This window comes from Aerococcus suis, assembly GCF_900176325.1.
Lineage (GTDB): Bacteria > Bacillota > Bacilli > Lactobacillales > Aerococcaceae > Aerococcus > Aerococcus suis.
Map to the genome: position 1 here is coordinate 36,621 of NZ_FWXK01000003.1, position 21,061 is coordinate 57,681.

The window sequence follows — 21,061 nt, forward strand, 5'->3', positions numbered from 1 at the left end:
TAAATTAAGTCTGGATATTATTATCCAGGCTTTTTTTTTACAAAAAAATGTGCTAGACTATATTTACGATAATTAATAATGAGAGACTGAACAAGATAACTTGTTTTAGAGACGAATTGGTTGGTGAAAAATTCGCAAGTATTTTGGGATACCACTCTCTAGATGCTTTTTTGAAAAAGAGCCGTTTAGTAATCGTTAACTTACTTTAAGAGAGTATCTCGCGCGAGATATTAAATGTGGGTGGAACCACGATAATAATGACTTATCGTCCCTATTAGATAATTTATCTAATAGGGACTTTTTTATTAACTAAGGAGGAAATAAGATGAAAGTTACATTCCCAGATGGTGCTGTTCATGAATTTGAACCCGGAACAACAGCTTTAGATGTTGCGAAATTTATTAGCCCTGGTTTAGCTAAAAATGCCGTGGCAGCTAAATACAATGATGAGTTAATCGATTTAACTCGCGAATTAGAATCAGATGGTCATATTGAAATTGTTGATCCAAAACATGAAGATGCTTTAGGAGTATTGCGTCATTCTACTGCTCATTTAATGGCTCAAGCAATGAAACGTTTGTATCCAGATATTCATTTTGGGGTTGGACCTGCTATTGATTCAGGTTTCTATTATGATACGGATAAGGAACAACAAATTACAGAAGAAGAATTGCCTCGTATCGAAGAAGAAATGCGTAAAATTGTGAAAGAAGACTTCCCAATTGTTCGTCGTGAAGTCTCACGTAAAGAAGCATTAGAATTATTCGACACTGACCCATATAAAGTCGAATTGATTACAGATCTTCCTGAAGATGAGACGATTACTGTTTATAGCCAAGGAGAATTCACTGATTTATGTCGTGGGGTACACGTCCCATCTACTGGACGCATTAAAGAATTTAAATTATTATCTCTAGCTGGTGCTTATTGGCGTGGTGATTCTAATAATAAAATGATGCAACGTATTTATGGTACAGCTTTCTTCAAAAAATCAGATTTAAAAGAATTCCTAAAAATGCGTGAAGAAGCTAAAGAACGCGACCATCGTAAAATTGGTAAAGAACTAGACTTATTCATGGTATCTCCTGAAGTTGGTTCAGGATTGCCTTTCTGGTTACCAAAAGGTGCCACAATTCGTCGTATTGTTGAACGTTACATTGTGGATAAAGAAGTCGCTTTAGGTTATCAACACGTGTATACACCAGTATTAGCTGATACCTCATTATATAAAACATCAGGCCACTGGGATCACTATCAAGATGACATGTTCCCACCAATGGATATGGGAGATGGCGAGTCATTAGTTTTACGTCCAATGAACTGTCCTCATCATATGATGATTTATAAAAATGATGTTCACTCATATCGTGAATTACCAATTCGAATTGCTGAACTTGGTCAAATGCATCGTTACGAAAAATCAGGTGCATTATCTGGATTACAACGTGTACGTGAAATGACATTAAATGATTCACATATCTTTGTTCGTCCTGACCAAATTAAAGAAGAATTTACTCGAGTTCTAGAATTAATTCAAGAAGTATATGATGACTTCAACATTACAGATTATCGCTTCCGTCTAAGTTATCGTGACCCTAACGATAAAGATAAATATTTTGACGATGATGAAATGTGGGAAAAAGCCCAAGCAATGCTAAAAGAAGCAATGGATGATTTAGGTTTGGATTATTTTGAAGCAGAAGGCGAAGCCGCTTTCTATGGTCCAAAACTCGATGTCCAATTTAAAACAGCACTTGGTTTAGAAGAAACAATGTCAACGGTTCAATTAGACTTCTTATTACCGGAACGGTTTGACTTAACTTATGTTGGTGAAGATGGCCAAGATACGCACCGTCCTGTCGTTATTCACCGTGGTGTTGTTTCTACGATGGAACGTTTCGTTGCTTACTTAATTGAAGAATATAAAGGGGCTTTCCCAGTTTGGTTAGCACCTGAACAAGCAGTGTTAATTCCTGTTAACGAAGAAGCACATGGTGACTATGTCTATGAAGTGAAACGCCGTATGGATCAAATGGGTATGCGTGTATCCGTAGATGACCGTAACGAAAAAATGGGTTATAAAATCCGTGCCGCTCAAACACAAAAAATTCCTTATCAATTAGTATTTGGGGATAATGAAATTGCTGAACATACAGTAACTGTTCGTCATTATGGCTCTAAAAAAACTGAAACAATGCCTTTAGATGATTTCTTAGCACGTATGCAAAAAGAAATCGAAGAATATAAATAATCCTTGACTGTGACCAATTAACTTGATATGATAGATGAGTTGAGAGAAGAAGTAGAAACACCCGTTTCTCACCTGAGTTGACAATTACGTCCTTTGGTTGATAAATACAGTTATTACAGATTAAGTCTGTAGTTTTCGGCGGGTGGATAATGTATCTACCCGTCGTTTTTATTTACGATAATCTTCTCTGAAAATTTTTTTGGAGGTGGAACACTATCGCAAAAGATGTCAGTGTAAATGATGGTATTCGTGCACGTGAATTACGTGTGATTAATTCAGATGGTGATCAAATTGGAATTCTATCAAAAGATGAGGCCCTTAAAGCAGCGGATAAAGCGGAATTAGACTTAGTATTAATTTCACCTAACGCTAAACCACCAGTCGCTCGGATTATGGACTATGGTAAATACCGTTATGAGCAACAACGTAAAGCTCGTGAACAACGTAAAAATCAAAAAACCGTTAATGTAAAAGAATTGCGTTTAAGCCCTACAATCGAACAAAATGACTTTGACACTAAACTTCGTCAAGGTCGTAAATTCATTAAAAAAGGGGATAAAGTCCGTGTATCTATTCGTTTCCGCGGTCGCGCAATTACACATAAAGAAATCGGTCGTGATGTTTTAGAACGTTTTGCCAGTGAAATGGAAGATGTTGCGCAAATCGAACAAAAAGCTAAAATGGAAGGACGTTCAATGTTCTTACAATTAGCTCCTAAGACCGACAAATAGATGAAATTTATAGGAGGATATAGTTATGCCTAAACAAAAAACACATAAAGCTTCTGCTAAACGTTTCAAACGTACAGCAAGTGGTAAATTAAAACGTAGTCATTCTGAACGTTCTCACCGTTTCCACGGAAAAACTAAAAAGCAACGTCGTCAACATAAACAACCAGCTATGGTATCAGCAAGCGATATGAGACGTATCGACCAAATGCTTCCATAAGCTTAGACGATATTGACAGTTCAAGAAGTACTATAATTAGAAGTCTAATTATAGGGATTTAAACACAAGGAGGAAAAGACATGGCACGTGTTAAAGGTGGCATTGTAACTCGCAATCGCCGTAAAAAATATTTAAAACTATCTAAAGGTTACTTTGGATCAAAATCTAAATTATACAAAACTGCAAAACAAGCAGTAATGAAATCATATCAATATTCATACCGCGACCGTCGTCAGAAAAAACGTGACTTCCGTCGTCTATGGATTACTCGTATTAATGCAGCTGCTCGTCAAAACGGTTTGAGCTATAGCAAATTAATCAATGGTTTAAAACAAGCCAATATTGATATTAACCGTAAAATGCTTGCTGACTTAGCTGTTAATGACCCAGAAGGTTTTACAGCTATTGTTGACCAAGCTAAAGAAGCAATGAAATAAGATATTGCTATTAAAAGGATCAGAACAAGTTTCTGATCCTTTTTTTATGAATTCAATCAGTTAGATATAAGAAGAAGGAATGGACGAGATTTGGTATAGTTTAAGACTATATCAAGTCATAAGTTATTAGTATTTTTTAAATGATAAAAAGCCTGTTAGAATAAAAAACATCAATTAAGAAATCAAAAGTAAAAATTGATATAGAGGGAAAGTGAAGCGATGATTGAATTACAAGATGTGTCAGTAATTTTCGATAATAAAGGTCCGATTCATGCAGTGGATAATGTCAATCTTTCTATTAACGATGGTGAAGTTTTTGGAATTATTGGTTACTCAGGTGCTGGTAAGAGTACTTTAGTTCGTACGATTAATATGTTGCAACCACCTACTAAAGGTCACGTTAAAGTAAACCAGCAAGACTTAACGACATTATCGGTGAAAGAATTACGACAAGTTCGTAAAAAAATAGGAATGATTTTCCAACATTTCAATTTAATGAATGCTCGGAATGTTTTTGATAATGTTGCCTTCCCTTTGAAACATTCTCATTTATCAAAAAATGAAAAGAGTGAAAAAGTTTTAAGTTTATTGAAATTAGTTGGTCTTGATGATAAAGCAAATGCCTATCCGTCCCAACTATCTGGGGGACAAAAACAACGTGTAGCTATTGCCAGAGCATTAGCGAATGATCCGAATGTCTTGCTATGTGATGAAGCGACAAGTGCACTCGATCCTAAAACAACGACGTCTATATTGGAATTATTAAAAAGTGTTAACCAAAAACTAGGTATTACCATTGTTATCATTACGCATGAAATGACCGTTATCAAAGAAATTTGTGATCGAGTAGCAGTAATGGAGAGTGGTAAAGTCATTGAACAAGGTAGTATTTTTAATATTTTTTCTGAACCACAACATGCGTTAACTAGAGATTTTATTGAATCTGCAAGTCCAGTTGAAAAAGGAATAAAAAAAGTTATTGAGCATGCGCATCTATTAAATATTCATGCCGATGATCAAATTTTAAGAGTAAGTTTTGCTGGGACAAGTACAGGGGATGCTTTAATTGCTACATTAGCTAATAAATTTGGTGTTCAACCTAATATTCTATTTGGCCAAGTTGAAATTCTTCAAGACACACCAGTTGGGACACTTCTCTTAAGTTTAAGAGGTGATAGAGAGGCGATTGATGCAGCAATTGATTATATGGATAATCAACAAATTAGTGTTCAACGCCTTGAATTATCAACACACGAAGGAGGAGTTAAATAATGCTAGCTATTAGTTATTTTGAAAATGTGATGCGCATTCCTGATGAATTTGTGACAGCCACTTTAGAAACGATTTATATGACGGTACTAACGTGTCTGATTGCTTTTATTCTGGGAATTATCGTTGGAATTATTCTGGTATTGACACAACCGAATGGATTAAAAGAGAATCGTATTTTTTATAGTATATTAGATAAAATTGTGAACATCTTCCGTTCTATTCCTTTTGTTATTATGATGGCCCTATTAGTGAATGTTACTCGTGGAATAGTGGGAACATCTATCGGGACAACAGCAGCTATCGTCCCTTTAGTTTTTGCGACGGTCCCTTTCTATGCCCGCCAAATTCAAAATGCGTTAGTTGAAGTTAATCCGGGAGTTATTGAAGCAGCTGAGGCAATGGGATTATCCACTTGGGATATTGTTTATCGTGTTTATTTGAAAGAATCTTTACCAGCTATCATTCGAGTTTCTGCTTTGTCAATTATTAATGTGATTGGAATTACAGCAATGGCGGGAACAATTGGTGGCGGAGGTCTTGGTAATTTAGCGATTACTCGAGGTTATAATCGTTTCCAAGGAGATGTGACTTTGGTTTCAACTTTAATTATTTTAGTTTTAGTATTTATATCGCAAGCAGTATCAGATTATATGATGAAAAAAGTTGAACATTAAATTAAGGAGGAAATGGGTATGAAAAAATGGGTTAAATTTGGTGGGGCGGTTTTATTTTCATTAGTTTTGGGAGCTTGTAGTAATCAAAATAGCGAAGGTGAAAATACTGCAGATGATGCCACACACAAAGTTGGAGTCGTTGGAGATGTTGAACGTGAAGTATGGGAAGATGTTGCAGACCGTCTAAAAGATAAAGAAGGCATTGACTTAGAAGTTGTTGTCTTTGATGATTATGTCCAACCTAATAATGGATTATCAGACGGAAGTTTAGATTTAAATGCTTTTCAACATCTTGCCTTTTTAAATGATTATGTTTCAGGAAGTGACAAAGAGATTACACCAGTAGGTTATACTTATGTGTCACCAATGGCAGCATATGCTAATGACTTAGATGATATTAATGAGATTAAAGAGAACGCTAAAGTCATTATTCCAAACGACGCGACTAATAGTGGCCGAGCGCTATTATTATTAGAATCAGCTGGTTTAATTGAAGTGAACGATGATGCTGGTATTACCCCTTCTGTAGATGATATTGAAAAAAATGATAAAAATCTTGATATTGAAGAAGTTGATGCGGCACAAGTACCACGTAGTTTAGACGATGCAGATGTGGTAATTGCTAATACCAATTATGCCGTTGATTTTGGACTTAACCCTCACGATGATGGTATCTACGTTGACACTGATGATTTGAGTCAAGTGGGTGCACAATATAAATGTGTGATTGCTGTTCAACCAGAAGATAAAGATGCGGATTGGGTGAAAAAAGTCGTCGCTGAATATCAAAGTCCTGAAACCGAAGAGAAAATAAAAGAAGTGACAGATGGTGCTGACGATAAAGCATGGTCTGATAATGATAATATTGCGGAAGACTTTGCTAAAATTCAAGAAAATAATTAAAATAATTGGAGGTGCTCGTCACCTCCATTTTTTATTAAAAGGAGAAAACTGACATGTCAATCACTTATCGATTAGCTAAATTGAGCGATTTACCTACTTTAGATAACATATTACATCAGGCTGTCATAGCTTTAAAACAACAAGGTGTTAACCAATGGCAAAATCATTCTGTGACTAAGCAAGATTTAGAATTGGCTATTGAAAGACAATCGATAGTGTCACAACCTTATGTTTGGGAATTAAACAATCAAATTATCGGATTTGCACTTCTGCAATCAACAGATCCTTATTATCGACAATTAAAAAGTGGTAAATTTTCATTCCATGGAGATTATTTTGCGATTCATCGCGTAATGGTTAGTGATAAAGTGATAGGTAAAAGAGTGACGAAACAAATGTTTTCTGATATTCAACAGATAGCACATTCTCAAGATATCCAAATTTTACGGATTGATACCCATCCTGATAATTCTAAAATGCAACATATTATCGTGAGAGAAAATTTTAAGTATTGTGGGACGACAATAGTAGGGGATGGCGGTCTGCGACTAGTTTATGAGAAGAATATTTAATATTTTATAGTTAATATGGTAGACTATAAATGTTAATGAAACTGTTTTCTTGTAGAGAAAGGACTTGAAGATATGTATTACGTAAAAAATGAACGTAACGGTGAAGAGATTTATGATCCACAAACCAATTTAGCGATAGAGTATTATTTACTAAATGAAAAAAAATTAGACGAACCTATTTTATTATTCTATATCAATAAACCATCTATTATTATCGGTAAAAACCAAAATACCCGTGCTGAAATTAATCAAGACTATGTAAACGAACATAATGTCGAAGTGGTTCGTCGATTATCAGGTGGTGGGGCTGTTTATCATGATTATGGAAATATTTGCTTCTGCTTTATTACAAGTGATGATGATGATTCCTTCCGTAATTTCAAAAAATTTACTTCTCCAGTTATCGAAGCGTTGCATAAAATGGGGGTAGAAGGCGCCAAATTAGAAGGTCGAAATGACTTATTAATTGACGGTAAAAAATTCTCTGGTAATGCGATGTATAGTAAAAATGGACGTATGACAGCTCATGGAACGTTAATGTTTGATGTCGATACAGAGGAAACTTTAAATGTATTACGTCCGAAAAAAGAGAAATTAACATCAAAAGGGGTTAAATCCGTTCGGAGTCGTGTAACGAATATTAAACCTTATATGGATGAAAAATATCAAGATATGACGATTGAAAAATTCCGTGAATACTTACTATTAAATATTTACAATGTAGATAGTTTAGATGATGTTAAAGAATATCAATTAACTGATGAAGATTGGGAACATATTATTGCTTTCCGTGAAGAATATACAGGAAATTATGACTGGAATTATGGTGAAGACCCAGACTATGAATTAGTGCGTGAAGGACGGACTCCAGCCGGTCAAATTGAATTTCATTTTGATATTTCTAAAGGACATATTAAAGACATTAAAATTTATGGTGATTTCTTTGGATTAGGAGAAATTAGTGATGTCGAAGATAAATTACGTGGAACAGAGTATACTAAAGAAAGTTTAACGGATACGTTAAATCAAATTGATTTGAATAAATATTTTGGTGATTTAACGGTTGAACAATTAGTCGATTTAATGTACTAATACATCATTAAAAGCGGGCTAACCGATTTGGTTAGCCCGCTTTTTGTTTGATTATTTGGTAAAGTATTGGTTAATAATTTTATCAGCATTAGACTCAATTAAACAATCCGCATGTTCTTCTAAGAATGGCACGCTATAATTAGCAAAGGTGCTAAATTCAAACATCATGACTAAGTCTTTTAATGCTTCGGTCATATCTTCAGGTGATAAATGATCTGCTTTTAAAGTTAAGTAGTATTCATTTTTATAGTGATATAGACTCGTTTTAAAAGCTTCAAAAGTAAAGTCTTTAGCGAATTGGACCACATCAGTGAAAGAAGCAAAATGGAAAGCATATTCTCTCATGTCATCTTTTATAGATCGTTTTTTTTCATCATTTAAACGGTCACTTAATTGACTTAACATATCAGTATCTGAAGAGTCCATTGATCCTTTAGAAGTACGTTTTTGTCTTTTCTGATCTTCACTAATAATTTTTTCTAAGGCATCAAGATGAAATTCACCATTTTCATCTTGGGCTTTGCTAATATATAGGTCAAACCCATTTTTTTTCGGTAAAACTTGGAAAGTAATCGCTTCAGTATCTTTAAATTCATTAGAAACGTCTACTTCTTGTAAAATTGTCATGAAGAATTTTTCAACTTCTTCTTGATCACTCATTAAATCTAAAAAGGAAATGCCACGTTCAATTAAATCACCTGTTTCGATATAAACACGGATTAAATTTTCGTTGATATATTCCATTTCCATAGCAGTCACCCCACTTTATTACTCATCTATAGTGTAATAAAAAAATTGATAATAGTAAATAAGAATGATTAGGAATTCCTTATGATAACACGTTAAATCAAAAACGTCTAGTAATAGAAATGAATACATATGGACGCCTTAATATTTAGTGGGAAATCAGATATTGCCTCTATCTCCAAGATATGCTATATTACCCATAAGAAAGCATTATCATATATGGAGGGCATTATGAGTAAATTAGAGGGAAAAGTAGCAATTATTACTGGTGGAGCAAATGGAATGGGGGAGACGCATGCCCGTCTATTTGTATCTGAAGGAGCAAAAGTTGTCATTACGGATATCGATAGTGAAAAGGGTGAAGCCCTAGCAAAAGAGTTAGGAAATCATGCGATGTTTATTAAACATGATGTTTCTTCTGAAACGGATTGGCAACAAGTTGTAAAGAAAGCTGAAGAGGCTTTTGGACCGATAAGTATTTTAGTAAATAATGCAGGAGTTTCCACATCATTATCGGTAGAATATTCTAGTTTAGATGATTATCAACAAGTGGTTAATATCAATCAAATTTCGGTTTTCCTAGGAATGAAATATACAGTCGCTTCTATGAAAAAAGCAGAAAAAGGAAGCATTATTAATATTTCTTCGATTAATGGTTTAAGTGGGGGAGCTATTGGTTATTCTGATACAAAATTTGCGGTACGAGGAATGACTCGAGCAGCAGCAAGAGAATTAGCGAAGTATCATATTAGAGTGAACAGTGTGCATCCTGGCGTCATAAATACGCCAATGGTAAAAAATAATGAGCATTATGATCGTATCCAACAAATGGTCCAAACCTTGCCGTTAGGAAGAATGGCTGAGCCAGAAGAAATCTCACAATTGGTATTATTCCTAGCATCAGATGATTCAAGCTATTCAACAGGCTCTGAATTTATAGCAGATGGCGGTTTATTGGCTTAATTGTGTGACAAAAAAGTACATAGAACGACAAAAACGACCGAGATAATTCTCGGTCGTTTTGTCTAGCATATCGTTTATTAGCCCATAGCTAATAGGGCTTCTTGAAGTTCGATTGCACGAACTTCGCGTGGTAAGAAGCGACGAATCTCGTCTTCGTTATAACCCACTTGAAGGCGTTTTTCATCAGTTAAAATCGGCCGGCGTAATAAGCCAGGATTTTCTTGAATTAATTTAAACAGCTCATTTAAGCCGACTTCATTAAAATCTATATCTAGATCTTGAAAAGCTTTTGAGCGAGTTGAAATAATTTCTTCCGTGCCATCTTCAGTCATACGAAGGATATCCTTAATCTCATCAACTGATAGTGGTTCTTGGAAAATATTCCGTTCACTATAAGCGATATTGTTCTCTTCTAACCATGCGCGTGCTTTCCGACATGAAGTACAACTTGGAGACGTATATAATTTAATCATTGTATCTCTCCTTCTTGAGTGTCTAGTAGTAACCTTCATATAAAACATTATAGCACAATTAGAATCGCAATATAAGCGCTAATTGTTTTAATTTGTGAAATTCGTGAATTCAATTTGTAGATGTTGAAACTACTTGAGGTTTTTATCCAGTAGCCTTCAGAACTTAAGAGATAGTATGCTATAATGAGGAAGCTTAGGAGGACGATATTATGAAACGAATTTTCTCAGGGGTACAGCCAAGTGGGATTCCAACGATAGGAAATTATGTTGGAGCAATGAAACAATTTATTGACTTACAAGAAGATTACGATGCCTTTTATTGTGTCGTTAATCAACATGCGATTACCGTTCCACAAGATCCTGATACATTAAGACAACGAACTCGACAATTAGCTGCACTGTATTTAGCTATGGGAATTGATCCTAATAAAGCCACTATTTTCGTTCAAAGTGATGTACCAGCCCATACGAAGGCGGCTTGGTTAGTCCAATGTTTAACTCCTCTGGGAGAATTAGAACGAATGACCCAATTTAAAGATAAAGCACAAAAACAAGAATCTGTTATGGCTGGATTATTAACTTATCCGCCATTAATGGTTGCTGATATTATTTTATATCAAACAAATCTCGTTCCAGTTGGAGAAGATCAAAAGCAACATTTGGAATTAACACGTAATTTTGTTCAACGATTCAATCATCGTTATAAAGAAGATATTTTAACCTTACCTGCTCATTTCACACCAAAATCTGGTGGTCGAATTATGAGCTTAAAAGATCCAACAAGTAAAATGAGTAAGTCTGATAGCAACCAAAAAGCTTTTATTTCGGTTCTTGATGATCCTAAAAAAATTCTTAAAAAAGTGAAATCTGCAGTTACTGATTCTTCAGGAGTGATTGCTTATGACCCAGAAAATAAACCAGGGGTATCCAATTTATTGAGTATCTATTCAGCATTTTCTGACAAAACGATTTCTGAATTGGAAGAAGCATATGCTGATTCTGGGTACGGTCAATTTAAACAAGATATTGCTGATGCTGTGATTGCTGTTTTAGAACCTATGCAAACAAAATACAATGAATTATTAACGAGTGATACTTTAGATGATGTTCTTCAACAAGGGGCTAAACGCGCCAATGAAGAAGCCAATAAAACGTTAGCTGAAATGGAAAGAGTCATGGGAATTCGCTAGTTGATATTTAGAGAGGCAAGGAAACTTGTCTCTTTTTTATTTTCGTATCTATTAATGAAGGAGAGATACGATGAAACTAGCAAAATTAGCCTCAGAGCAGTGGATTAGTGCTGAAGAATTTAGTCGAAAAAGTTATAAAGAACAAGTCAAGTTAGCTGTCTACTGTCCAAAATGTCATCAGCCATTACTTTTTAAGCAAGGACCACGAATACGTCCTTATTTTGCCCATAAGCAGTCAAAAACCTCTCAAACGATTTTTAATAATGAAGGGGAACTTCATCGAAAAAATAAGTTGATAATTGCCGAGTTATTATATCGAAATGGCTATTCTTGTCATGTCGAAGAAAGAATAAAATTGAGTCAACGTCGTGCTGATATCTATGTTACAGTCGGTAATCAAAAGTTAGCGATTGAATTGCAATATTCGCCTATATCATTGGTAGATTTGACGATGCGAACGAAAGATTACTATCAAGCTCAGGTTCCAGTAAGGTGGTTGCTAGGAAGGGCGTCCATCCATTATAAGCCCAACCAACATATTCCTAACATGGCCTTACAGTTTTTACATTATCATTCTCAATATGGGTTATATGTTCCGTTTTGGTGTGAAAAACGACAATTGGTTTATTTACAATTTATTTCTTATTATCGGCAATGTACACTACATGCGTATGTCACTATTGATGAATATTTACAAATTAATGGTCAGCTGATTATTCAGCAACCAATCTTAAAAGGTGAGCTAAATAAAGAAGAGATTCCATATACACCACTATTATCGTCAACAAAGCAACAGATGATTACGCGTTATCAACATAATAAACAGCGTCGTTTCATACTTGAAGCGTGTTATATGAATAAAATGATATTTGCGCAAGTTGCCTGTCCCTATTTAAGTTTACAAGGACAAAGTATATTTACAATATATAAAGATTGGGAAATTATTGTGCTAGTATTGATTGAATTTCAACAGTTGTCCCTGAATGATTTTGAGTATTATTATCAGTTTCTTGTTAACCAATCATATCTTTTACCGTATGGAACATTACAGCCAACGATGACACGGACTTGGTTAAGACAATTAATTAGCTACGCATTAGAAATTCAAGATAAATGTGGCAAATAAATGAGAGAATTGATGCAATCTTTATTGGATATGCTAAAATAGTGTCAAGTATAAGGAGGAATTGTGATGGGAAAAATTATTGAAGCGAAACCAAGAGAAGCTATCGATGAGAAATATCAATGGAAACTTGATGCTATTTTTAAAACGGATGATGATTTCCAAGAGGCTCTAGATAAATTTAAACAAAAAATGGACGATGCTGATCAATATATTGGAACCTTAGATCAAGGACCAGACCAAGTAATTAAAGCATTGGAAACCATTTTGACAATTAGTCGGGAATTAGAAACATTATATGTATATGCACACTTAAAACATGATCAAAATACGCAAAATAACTATTATTTAGGTTTGCAAAGTCAAATGCAATCATTAGCTGCTCAAGCAGGGCAAAAAATGGCTTGGTTTGAACCTGAAGTCATTCATCTTGATCAAAAGATTTTAGATCAATTATTAGCAGATGAAGAATATGGCCATTTCTTTGAAGAATTATTAGCTACTAAAGACCATGTTCTTGCGCCTGAACAAGAGCATTTATTAGCTGGAGCGAGTGAAGTATTTGATAATGCCAGTCAAACGTTTGCTATTTTTAACAACTCTGATTTAAAATTTGGCGAAGTAAAAGATACGGATGGACAGCCTATTAAGCTAACTCATGGCACGTATGGGGTATTGTTAGAAAATAAAGACCGTGACGTTCGCGAAAATGCATTTAAAACCTTATATGCGCAATATGATAATTATATTAATACCATCGCTCAAATGATGAGTGGGAATATTAAACATCATAATTTTATTGCTAATACCAGACATTACAATAGTGCGAGAGAAGCTGCTTTAGCTCAAAATAATATTCCAGTTTCAGTATATGATACTTTGGTTGAGACAGTTTCTAAACATACGTCACTACTTCATGAATATGTTGGCTTACGTAAAGAAATGTTAAATTTAGATACTCTGGAAATGTGGGATATGTATACACCATTAACAGGAGAAGCACCATTATCATTTACTTTTGATGAAGCGAAAGACATTGTTTTCAAAGCATTAGCGCCACTAGGGGAACAATACTTAAACGATTTAAAACAAGCATTCTCTGATGGTTGGATTGATGTTTATGAAAATATCGGTAAACGTTCTGGTGCTTATTCATCAGGAGCTTATGATACGATGCCTTATGTGTTATTAAACTGGCAAGATTCATTGAATGACTTATATACGTTAGTTCATGAATTAGGCCATTCAATGCATTCTTATTACTCACAAAAAAATCAACCATATGTTTATGGAGATTATTCAATTTTTGTGGCTGAAATTGCATCAACGACGAATGAAAATCTATTAACCGATTATTTACTAAAAAATGTTCAAGACAAAGATACCCAAATTTATATTTTAAATCATTATTTGGATGGATTTAAAGGAACGATTTTCCGTCAAACGCAATTTGCTGAGTTTGAACAATTTATGCATGAAGCTGATGCGAAAGGGCAACCATTAAGTGCAGAATTCCTATCTAATGCTTATTATGATTTAAATAGAAAATATTATGGTCCTGCTGTTGGAGAAGATCGTACGATTCAATATGAGTGGTCTAGAATTCCTCATTTCTATATGAATTATTATGTTTATCAATATGCAACAGGTTTTTCAGCAGCAAATAGTTTAGCAAAACATATTGCTAGTGGAGATACTGAAGCAAGGGATCGTTACTTAACTTTCTTACAATCTGGATCAAGTGATTATCCAATTGAGGTTATGAAAAAAGCAGGCGTTGATATGACAAATTCAACATATATTGAAGAGGCTATGGATCAATTTACTGAGCGCTTAGCTGAATTAAAAGACCGTTTAAATCAATAACAACAAAAAGGTGTGAGTCGATATTGACTCACACCTTTTTTAATTAGTAAATTATTTACTTGTTTTCGAAATACATCGAAGGTTTGCTTTTTGTCTCGGTTGATTATGATAGTCAGTTTTAGACATCTCATACATATGATTGATAACTTTTTCAATATTTTTAGCGGTAATATCACGATCAATTTTTAAACCATATTGATAGTTATAATTGTCAAAGATAACCAACGTTGGTGTCGTTTCGATTGACATTTGCTTCGTTAGTTTTTGATCATCTTGATAACTACTTAGCGTTAAAGGAGAAGAAATATCTTCTAACCACATATCTAAATCTAGCGTTTGATCTTGCTTAACAATTCGAATAAGTTCATCTTGTGAGAAAGGATGACCTTTTTTACCAAAATGTTCTTGCATATTCATTAACATACGACGTCCTTTTTTTCGCCCTTGTAACAGTCCAGCTTTAAAAGCCATCGCAATTTTATGAGCAGAATAATACATATCATTACGCTCATGTAAGGAATGCGGTTTATTTTCTTTATTTTTTAATGAATTACTAAACACTTGGAAATTGTTGCTAGCAATGAAACGAATATAAACTTTTTTATCCGTGTCATGAACAAATTGCATCACTTCACGTTCACAATTTAAACAAGTTTTTCCGATTGGATTTACAAATAAAAATAACTCGAAAATGTGGTGAGGAGCATCTGACTCAAGTGTTTTATTATTTGTTTGTTTGTTTTGAGCCAATACAGCTACTCCTTTCTTCTTTTCTGGCTACTTTTTATTTGTCGATTTTTAGCGTAGACCATTGTATCATGAATCAAAATTAATATAAAGTTAATATTGATTAAAAAGTATAAAGTGGCTGATGACGTTTCATCCGTACAATTTTTTGTTTGGAAGCACGTTTAGGTATCTTATAGTAGTCAAGTAATTGTTGGAAGTCAATAGCTCCTTGCTCAACTTCAGGAACTTCCATTTCTAACTCATAATCTTCAAAATGTTTGAATTGAACATGATCAAGAACAATGAGATTTTTCTGCCATTTTTGTTCATAACGGGTCGTTTTAAAATGACCAATAATGATTAGGTCATTTAATGCGATATCCTGCTTATTCAAGATATCTTTGAGCTTACCTGCCACGGGAATATGCCCAGTTTCTTTAATGATTCGTCCTTGGTCAGTAGTTAATTTTTCGGTTGTTTCTAGTTTGCCATCTCTGTGTGGTTGTTTCATAGTAAGATGGACATAATTATCGGTTATGCGAACTCTTAAGCCAATTTTTTTATTTTCGAGTTTCCCATCTTTGGTATCAAAATAAATATTTTCTTGTTTTATGGGAGTAAGATCCCGACATCTTAACGCTTGATAGAGTGTTTGATACTCATCTGGACTTAGCATATTTTTAAATTCGATTTCAAGTGCTTGTGACATCGTACTTTCCTCCTTTAAAAAAACATTTCACAAATACTATTTTAAAAATAAAAAAAAGAGATTGCAATTATTTTGATCCTTTACACAAATATCTTAAATTTTGCTAACATAAATACGATATGAACTTTATGAGATTGGCAAGATATTTTTGAAATCGTTTTGGAAGATGGTAAAATATAACGGATGTCTTTAGAGGTTAAGAAATAGGAATTGGGTAGATACGGAGGCTAAATTGTGACGATCGAATGGGAAGAAATGCTAGCCCCTTATAATCAAGCGGTAGAAGAATTAAAAGTAAAGTTAAAAGGAATTCGTCGAGAATACACAAGAAAAAATATACATTCCCCCATTGAATTTGTGACTGGACGGGTAAAGACACCAGAGAGTATTGCTGAAAAAGTTCGTGTTCGTCATTTAGATAAAAATCATTTGGAAACAGAAGTTCAGGATATTGGCGGTCTACGGGTAATGTGTCAATTTGTTGAAGATATATATGATGTGGTTCAATTGTTAAGAGAACGTCAAGACTTTGAAATTGTAACGGAACGAGATTATATACTTAATAAAAAGGCAAGTGGGTACCGATCTTATCATGTCGTTATTAGCTATCCAGTAGAAAAAATTGATGGGATTCAACATGTTCTACTTGAGATTCAAATTCGAACGTTAGCGATGAATTTTTGGGCAACTATTGAGCATTCATTGAATTATAAGTATGCGGGAGACTATCCTAAAACGTTGCATCGACGGCTGGAACGTGCTGCAGAGGCAGCCTTTCAGTTAGACAAAGAGATGTCTGAAATTAGAGAAGACATTCAAATTGCACAGGATTATTTTAAAACTAATAAAGGATAGCAAGGAGGTAAGTTATGAAAGCAGCAATTATTACTAGTACCCATAAACCCTCTCAACAAGTAAAAAAAAGAATCCAAGCAGCGTGTCAAAGTCAAGGTTTAACCATAGATGATCAGTCTCCTGATATGGTGATTTCTGTTGGCGGGGACGGCACATTATTACAAGCTTTTCATCGTTATGAAGACCAACTAGATCATATTCGCTTTGTAGGAATCCATACGGGACATTTAGGATTTTATACGGATTGGATTGTTGAAGAATTAGATGATTTCTTACTAGCTTTACGAGAAGAGCAAACGAATGAAGCGTTTGATAGTATTTCCTATCCTTTATTAGAAGTTAACGTTAAATTAAAAGACGGATCAAAACAGCACCATATTGCGCTAAATGAAGCAGCTTTACGGCGGTACGAAGGTACGATGACTACTGAAGTTTACATTAAAGATCGTCTATTTGAGCTGTTTAAAGGGGATGGATTATGTATTTCTACTCCAACAGGATCAACGGGGCTAAACAAGTCATTAGGTGGTGCAGTGATTCATCCACGACTTGATGCGATTCAACTAACTGAAATTGCTTCACTCAATAATCGTGTCTATCGGACATTGAGTAGCTCGATGTTAATACCAGCTGATGAGTATATCCGTTTATATCCGCAAACAGACGAAATGAGTGGTGTGATGTTAGCAGTTGATCAGGAAACATATCCAGGAGAAGAAATTGTGGAAATTCAATTTCAAGTAGCCAAAGAACGCGTTCATTTTGCTCGCTATCGGCATACTCACTTTTGGAATCGTGTCAAAAATAGTTTTATTGGTGGATAATGAAATTTAGGAGCAATAAAGATGCTAAAATTTGAATGGCGAGTAGAAAAAGAACAACGACTAAAGAAGTTTTTACAGCAACAAGGAATATCTAGACGCTTATTAGTGCGGATTAAATTTCATGGGGGACACTTGTTAGTCAATCACGAACCGGCTACTGTAAAAACTCCTTTAAAAATAGATGACCTTGTCACTGTCTATTTACCTCCAGAAGGAACTCAAGATATTATTACACCTATTGATAAAGAGATCGACATTTTGTTTGAGGATGATCACTATATTGCAATTAATAAGCCAGCAGGTTTCACCTCTATACCATCTCAGTATAATCCTCAAGGGTCGCTTGCCAATATGTTAAAAGCGTATTACCAAAAGCAACAATATAAAAATCAAGTGATACATGTCGTTACGCGATTAGATCGTGATACAAGTGGCGTTATGCTATTTGCAAAACATGCTTATGCTCATGGGTTAATCGATCGTGAATTACAGAGCCAACGCATAGTTAAGCAATATTGGGCATTTACTGAGCAGCCAATAAATCAGGACAAACATGGCTATATTGATGAACCTATTGGTCGATCTCCGCATTCCATTATTGAGAGACAAGTGACTTCAGATGGCAAGCCAGCGTTAACTGAGTATTGGTTAAAAGGTCAACTTCAAGACAGTTATCAGTACCAAGTTCAATTGCATACTGGGCGCACCCATCAAATTCGGGTACACTTTGCATATGAAGGAGCGCCATTGATTGGTGACGATTTATATGGAGGACCATTGCGACCGACAATGCATCGTCAAGCATTGCATTGCAAAAGTCTATCTTTCAATCATCCTATCACTAAGGAAACCATTTATATTACCGCGCCGTTACCTGAAGACTTATTGCCATTTAATACAATTAATTAGAATGTGAGGGGAACCAATGACGAATAAAGAAGAACTTGTAACAAATGAAGATAATGAAGTTTATGAAAAAAAAGTTCTCACTGAAGAGGATATTGCTAAACATATTATAGATACTTTAGCTGTAAATGATAAAGAAGGGTTTCGAGAAGAATTCTTTCAAAACCATAGTTTCGACCAAGCACAAATTTATTTAAATTTAACGGTTGAACAACGATGTAAAGTTCATGATTTCTTAACGCCGGAAGAATTATCCGAAGTTTATGACATTATCGATGAAGAAGATGAAGAACAGATTTTTACGTTTTTATTTGATATGGATGATGCTTATGCCGCTAATTTATTGAGTTATATGTATACTGATAATGCAGTTGATATACTAAATGAATTATCTTTAGATCAAGTGCGTATTTATATGCGATTAATGTCCAAAGAATCTGCTGATGATATTAAAACGTTAATGAATTACGCAGATGAAACGGCTGGGGCTATTATGACGACAGAGTTCGTCAGTATCAAGGCAAATCAAACCGTTAAGTCAGCTATGACTTTATTGCGAGCTAAAGCTAATTCTGCTGAAACGATTTACTATTTATACGTTGTTGACGATGATAACCGCTTAGTCGGGGTACTATCTTTACGTGATTTAATCATTAGTCAAGGGAATGAAATGATTTATGACTTAATGTCAGATCGAATTGTGTTTGTTGATGTTAAGGAAGATCAAAATAACGTAGCTAAAACTATTAAAGACTACGATTTTCTTGCGATTCCAGTCGTTGAGGAAACGGGCGAACTGATTGGTATTGTGACGGTTGATGATATTATTGATGTTATTGACGATGAAGCGATGCAAGATTACTCTGGATTAGCCGGGGTTGATGTTGATAATCAGTATGAAAGTCCTCTAAAATCAGCTAAATCACGTTTGCCATGGTTAATTACCTTATTATTCCTTGGTATGGGGACTTCAACCTTAATCAGCCAATTTGAAGGAATGATTGCTCAAGTCGCTATTTTATCTGTATTTATTACTTTAATTACAGGGACAGCTGGTAATGCGGGGACGCAATCCTTAGCCGTGGCGGTTCGACGTTTAGCAAATCCTGATGATGAGGATCAAGGGTTTGTTAGTATGGTAATGAGAGAAATTGTGACCGGGTTACTTTCAGGAGCGATTACTGGTATTGTCATTTTTGCTGTGATTGGTTTTTGGCAACAAAACTTTGCCTTAGGTTTAGTCATTGGAATCGCAATGTTAGCTGCTATTACTGTCGCAAATTTGGCAGGAAGTTTGATTCCGTTATTAATGGATCGTTTAGGTTTTGATCCTGCAGTCGCTTCTGGACCATTTATAACCACATTAAGTGACTTAACGAGTGTTTTAATTTATTTCAGTATCGCTGCGTATTTTATGCCATATTTGCAATAATTATTGAATGTGCTATGCTTGGGTTAAATGTGATGGTAGCGTTTTAATCAGGAGGGTAGCATGATGACAAAAAATGATTTTTTAGATCAAATGTATATTCAAATTTATGATTCTTTACCTTCATGGCGTGAAGCTTTATATTTAGCAGGCGAACCATTGTTGCACGCGAATATTATTTCTCGTCATTATTTAAAGCAAATTGAAGCTGCTGCTGAATTTTTAGGCCCATATATGGATGTCGGTCGTGGGATTGGATTCATGCATGCTAGACCTGAGGAGAATGAATCGTGGGGGATTTCCTTATTAAAGCTGCAAGAACCAGTCTATTTGCTTGATCAAACGAATCATCCTTTAAAAATAGTAATTGTCTTTAAAGGGAAAGATGCGAAGCAACATTTAAAGATTCTACAAGTTCTTAGTGAATGGTTGGCTAACCCTCTACAGTATCAATTCGTATGTGAAGCGACTTCTCCGGAAAGTATTATAAATAGTATTAAACAGAGGTAATCAGACATAGCTATCTGATTACCTCTGTTATTTTATAAACTTATTATTTTATACATATCTTTATGTAGAATACCTGCTTTTTTGTATGTGGAATTATCAGTAAGTGAGTAACCTAATTTTTGATAAAAAGGTATGACCGGTAGTTGAGCACTCAGAGACAGTTTAGAATAATTTTCTTGTTTTGCTTTTTCCTCGACAGCTATCATGAGTTTTAAGCCTAATCTTTGATGACGATAAGCCTTGAGAACCGCAACACGTTGAATAATTAAATGGTGAGCTGACTGAGGAAGTAATCGCAAAGTACAGACAGGTTGCCCATTAATATAACCAACACCATGGATACAGTTGGTTTCATTTTGGTCGATTTCAATTGCTTGATCAATTTCTTGCTCAGTTATAAACACAGCTGAGCGAATGCTTAATGCATCTTTATAAATGGTGTCTTCTAAATGAGTGGTCCACAAAATATCCATATTTCTTCCTCACAATAGTAATTTTGCTTATTATAACATGATTTCAGTGGGAGATGAATGTACGTATAGTTTCGGGTAAAAATGTGTTATGATAAACAGGCATTTAATAAGAGAT

General features: G+C 34.7%; 23 protein-coding genes and 1 other annotated feature. Of the genes, 18 read left to right on the forward strand and 5 right to left on the reverse strand.

Annotated features, from left to right (window positions below; genetic code table 11):
• Positions 1–325: 325 nt before the first annotated feature.
• The 9 genes from thrS (at position 326) to B8955_RS03630 (ending at position 8,149) form a co-directional block, all read left to right on the forward strand.
• Positions 326–2,251 carry a threonine--tRNA ligase gene (gene thrS, locus B8955_RS03590; protein ID WP_084098641.1) on the forward strand — a complete coding sequence of 642 codons (1,926 nt, stop codon included), beginning with the start codon at positions 326–328 and terminating at the stop codon, positions 2,249–2,251.
• Positions 2,252–2,294: 43 nt separating this feature from the next.
• Positions 2,295–2,428, forward strand: a sequence feature (ribosomal protein L20 leader region).
• A 38-nt stretch (positions 2,429–2,466) separates the two neighbouring features.
• Complete coding sequence (gene infC / locus B8955_RS03595; RefSeq protein WP_084098643.1) at positions 2,467–2,982, forward strand: translation initiation factor IF-3; 516 nt, start codon at positions 2,467–2,469, stop codon at positions 2,980–2,982.
• Between the two features lie 25 nt (positions 2,983–3,007).
• Positions 3,008–3,199, forward strand: coding sequence for a 50S ribosomal protein L35 (gene rpmI, locus B8955_RS03600; protein WP_084098646.1), 192 nt, complete (start codon positions 3,008–3,010; stop codon positions 3,197–3,199).
• 80 nt (positions 3,200–3,279) lie between these two features.
• Positions 3,280–3,636, forward strand: a complete 357-nt coding sequence (rplT, locus tag B8955_RS03605; RefSeq protein ID WP_084098649.1) for a 50S ribosomal protein L20 — start codon at positions 3,280–3,282, stop codon at positions 3,634–3,636.
• A gap of 219 nt (positions 3,637–3,855) precedes the next feature.
• A complete protein-coding gene (locus B8955_RS03610; protein WP_084098652.1) occupies positions 3,856–4,908 on the forward strand; it encodes a methionine ABC transporter ATP-binding protein in 1,053 nt (350 codons plus the stop codon).
• Positions 4,908–5,582: a methionine ABC transporter permease gene (locus B8955_RS03615; RefSeq protein WP_084098655.1), complete on the forward strand. Its 675-nt coding sequence runs from the start codon at positions 4,908–4,910 to the stop codon at positions 5,580–5,582. The genes B8955_RS03610 and B8955_RS03615 overlap by 1 nt, the downstream gene beginning before the upstream one ends.
• Positions 5,583–5,600: 18 nt before the next feature.
• Positions 5,601–6,485, forward strand: a complete 885-nt coding sequence (locus B8955_RS03620) for a MetQ/NlpA family ABC transporter substrate-binding protein (RefSeq protein WP_084098658.1) — start codon at positions 5,601–5,603, stop codon at positions 6,483–6,485.
• A gap of 53 nt (positions 6,486–6,538) precedes the next feature.
• Entirely contained in the window at positions 6,539–7,057 is a 519-nt protein-coding gene (locus B8955_RS03625) for a GNAT family N-acetyltransferase (RefSeq protein ID WP_084098661.1), read from the forward strand.
• A gap of 72 nt (positions 7,058–7,129) precedes the next feature.
• Positions 7,130–8,149: a lipoate--protein ligase gene (locus B8955_RS03630; RefSeq protein WP_084098664.1), complete on the forward strand. Its 1,020-nt coding sequence runs from the start codon at positions 7,130–7,132 to the stop codon at positions 8,147–8,149.
• Positions 8,150–8,200: 51 nt separating this feature from the next.
• Here the strand turns inward: B8955_RS03630 and B8955_RS03635 are convergent, their stop codons facing one another.
• Positions 8,201–8,899, reverse strand: coding sequence for an adaptor protein MecA (locus tag B8955_RS03635; RefSeq protein WP_084098667.1), 699 nt, complete (start codon positions 8,897–8,899; stop codon positions 8,201–8,203).
• 228 nt (positions 8,900–9,127) lie between these two features.
• Here B8955_RS03635 and B8955_RS03640 point away from each other — a divergent pair, with 228 nt between their 5' ends.
• Positions 9,128–9,859, forward strand: a complete 732-nt coding sequence (locus B8955_RS03640; RefSeq protein WP_084098670.1) for a glucose 1-dehydrogenase — start codon at positions 9,128–9,130, stop codon at positions 9,857–9,859.
• Between the two features lie 77 nt (positions 9,860–9,936).
• Here the strand turns inward: B8955_RS03640 and spxA are convergent, their stop codons facing one another.
• Complete coding sequence (spxA, locus tag B8955_RS03645) at positions 9,937–10,332, reverse strand: transcriptional regulator SpxA (protein ID WP_084098673.1); 396 nt, start codon at positions 10,330–10,332, stop codon at positions 9,937–9,939.
• A gap of 209 nt (positions 10,333–10,541) precedes the next feature.
• Here spxA and trpS point away from each other — a divergent pair, with 209 nt between their 5' ends.
• The 3 genes from trpS to pepF all read left to right on the forward strand — a co-directional run bounded on the left by trpS (position 10,542) and on the right by pepF (position 14,511).
• Positions 10,542–11,522, forward strand: a complete 981-nt coding sequence (gene trpS / locus B8955_RS03650; RefSeq protein ID WP_200804260.1) for a tryptophan--tRNA ligase — start codon at positions 10,542–10,544, stop codon at positions 11,520–11,522.
• Between the two features lie 70 nt (positions 11,523–11,592).
• Positions 11,593–12,648: a competence protein CoiA gene (locus B8955_RS03655; RefSeq protein ID WP_084098679.1), complete on the forward strand. Its 1,056-nt coding sequence runs from the start codon at positions 11,593–11,595 to the stop codon at positions 12,646–12,648.
• 66 nt (positions 12,649–12,714) lie between these two features.
• Positions 12,715–14,511, forward strand: a complete 1,797-nt coding sequence (gene pepF, locus B8955_RS03660) for an oligoendopeptidase F (RefSeq protein ID WP_084098682.1) — start codon at positions 12,715–12,717, stop codon at positions 14,509–14,511.
• Between the two features lie 51 nt (positions 14,512–14,562).
• Here pepF and B8955_RS03665 read toward each other — a convergent pair whose 3' ends face one another.
• Both B8955_RS03665 and B8955_RS03670 read right to left on the reverse strand, forming a co-directional pair.
• A complete protein-coding gene (locus B8955_RS03665; protein WP_084098686.1) occupies positions 14,563–15,261 on the reverse strand; it encodes a DsbA family protein in 699 nt (232 codons plus the stop codon).
• A 100-nt stretch (positions 15,262–15,361) separates the two neighbouring features.
• Positions 15,362–15,949 carry a CYTH domain-containing protein gene (locus tag B8955_RS03670; RefSeq protein ID WP_084098689.1) on the reverse strand — a complete coding sequence of 196 codons (588 nt, stop codon included), beginning with the start codon at positions 15,947–15,949 and terminating at the stop codon, positions 15,362–15,364.
• A gap of 234 nt (positions 15,950–16,183) precedes the next feature.
• Between B8955_RS03670 and B8955_RS03675 the strand changes: the two genes are divergently transcribed.
• From B8955_RS03675 to B8955_RS03695, 5 genes are read left to right on the forward strand one after another with little or no spacing between them, the layout of a single operon-like run.
• A complete protein-coding gene (locus B8955_RS03675) occupies positions 16,184–16,804 on the forward strand; it encodes a GTP diphosphokinase (RefSeq protein WP_273310604.1) in 621 nt (206 codons plus the stop codon).
• A 14-nt stretch (positions 16,805–16,818) separates the two neighbouring features.
• Positions 16,819–17,628, forward strand: coding sequence for an NAD kinase (locus tag B8955_RS03680; RefSeq protein ID WP_084098692.1), 810 nt, complete (start codon positions 16,819–16,821; stop codon positions 17,626–17,628).
• A 21-nt stretch (positions 17,629–17,649) separates the two neighbouring features.
• Entirely contained in the window at positions 17,650–18,537 is an 888-nt protein-coding gene (locus tag B8955_RS03685) for an RluA family pseudouridine synthase (protein ID WP_084098694.1), read from the forward strand.
• A gap of 16 nt (positions 18,538–18,553) precedes the next feature.
• Positions 18,554–19,966, forward strand: a complete 1,413-nt coding sequence (gene mgtE / locus B8955_RS03690) for a magnesium transporter (protein WP_084098697.1) — start codon at positions 18,554–18,556, stop codon at positions 19,964–19,966.
• 60 nt (positions 19,967–20,026) lie between these two features.
• Entirely contained in the window at positions 20,027–20,473 is a 447-nt protein-coding gene (locus B8955_RS03695; RefSeq protein WP_084098699.1) for a PTS sugar transporter subunit IIA, read from the forward strand.
• A 32-nt stretch (positions 20,474–20,505) separates the two neighbouring features.
• Here B8955_RS03695 and B8955_RS03700 read toward each other — a convergent pair whose 3' ends face one another.
• A complete protein-coding gene (locus B8955_RS03700; protein ID WP_084098702.1) occupies positions 20,506–20,946 on the reverse strand; it encodes a GNAT family N-acetyltransferase in 441 nt (146 codons plus the stop codon).
• Between the last annotated feature and the right edge of the window lie 115 nt (positions 20,947–21,061).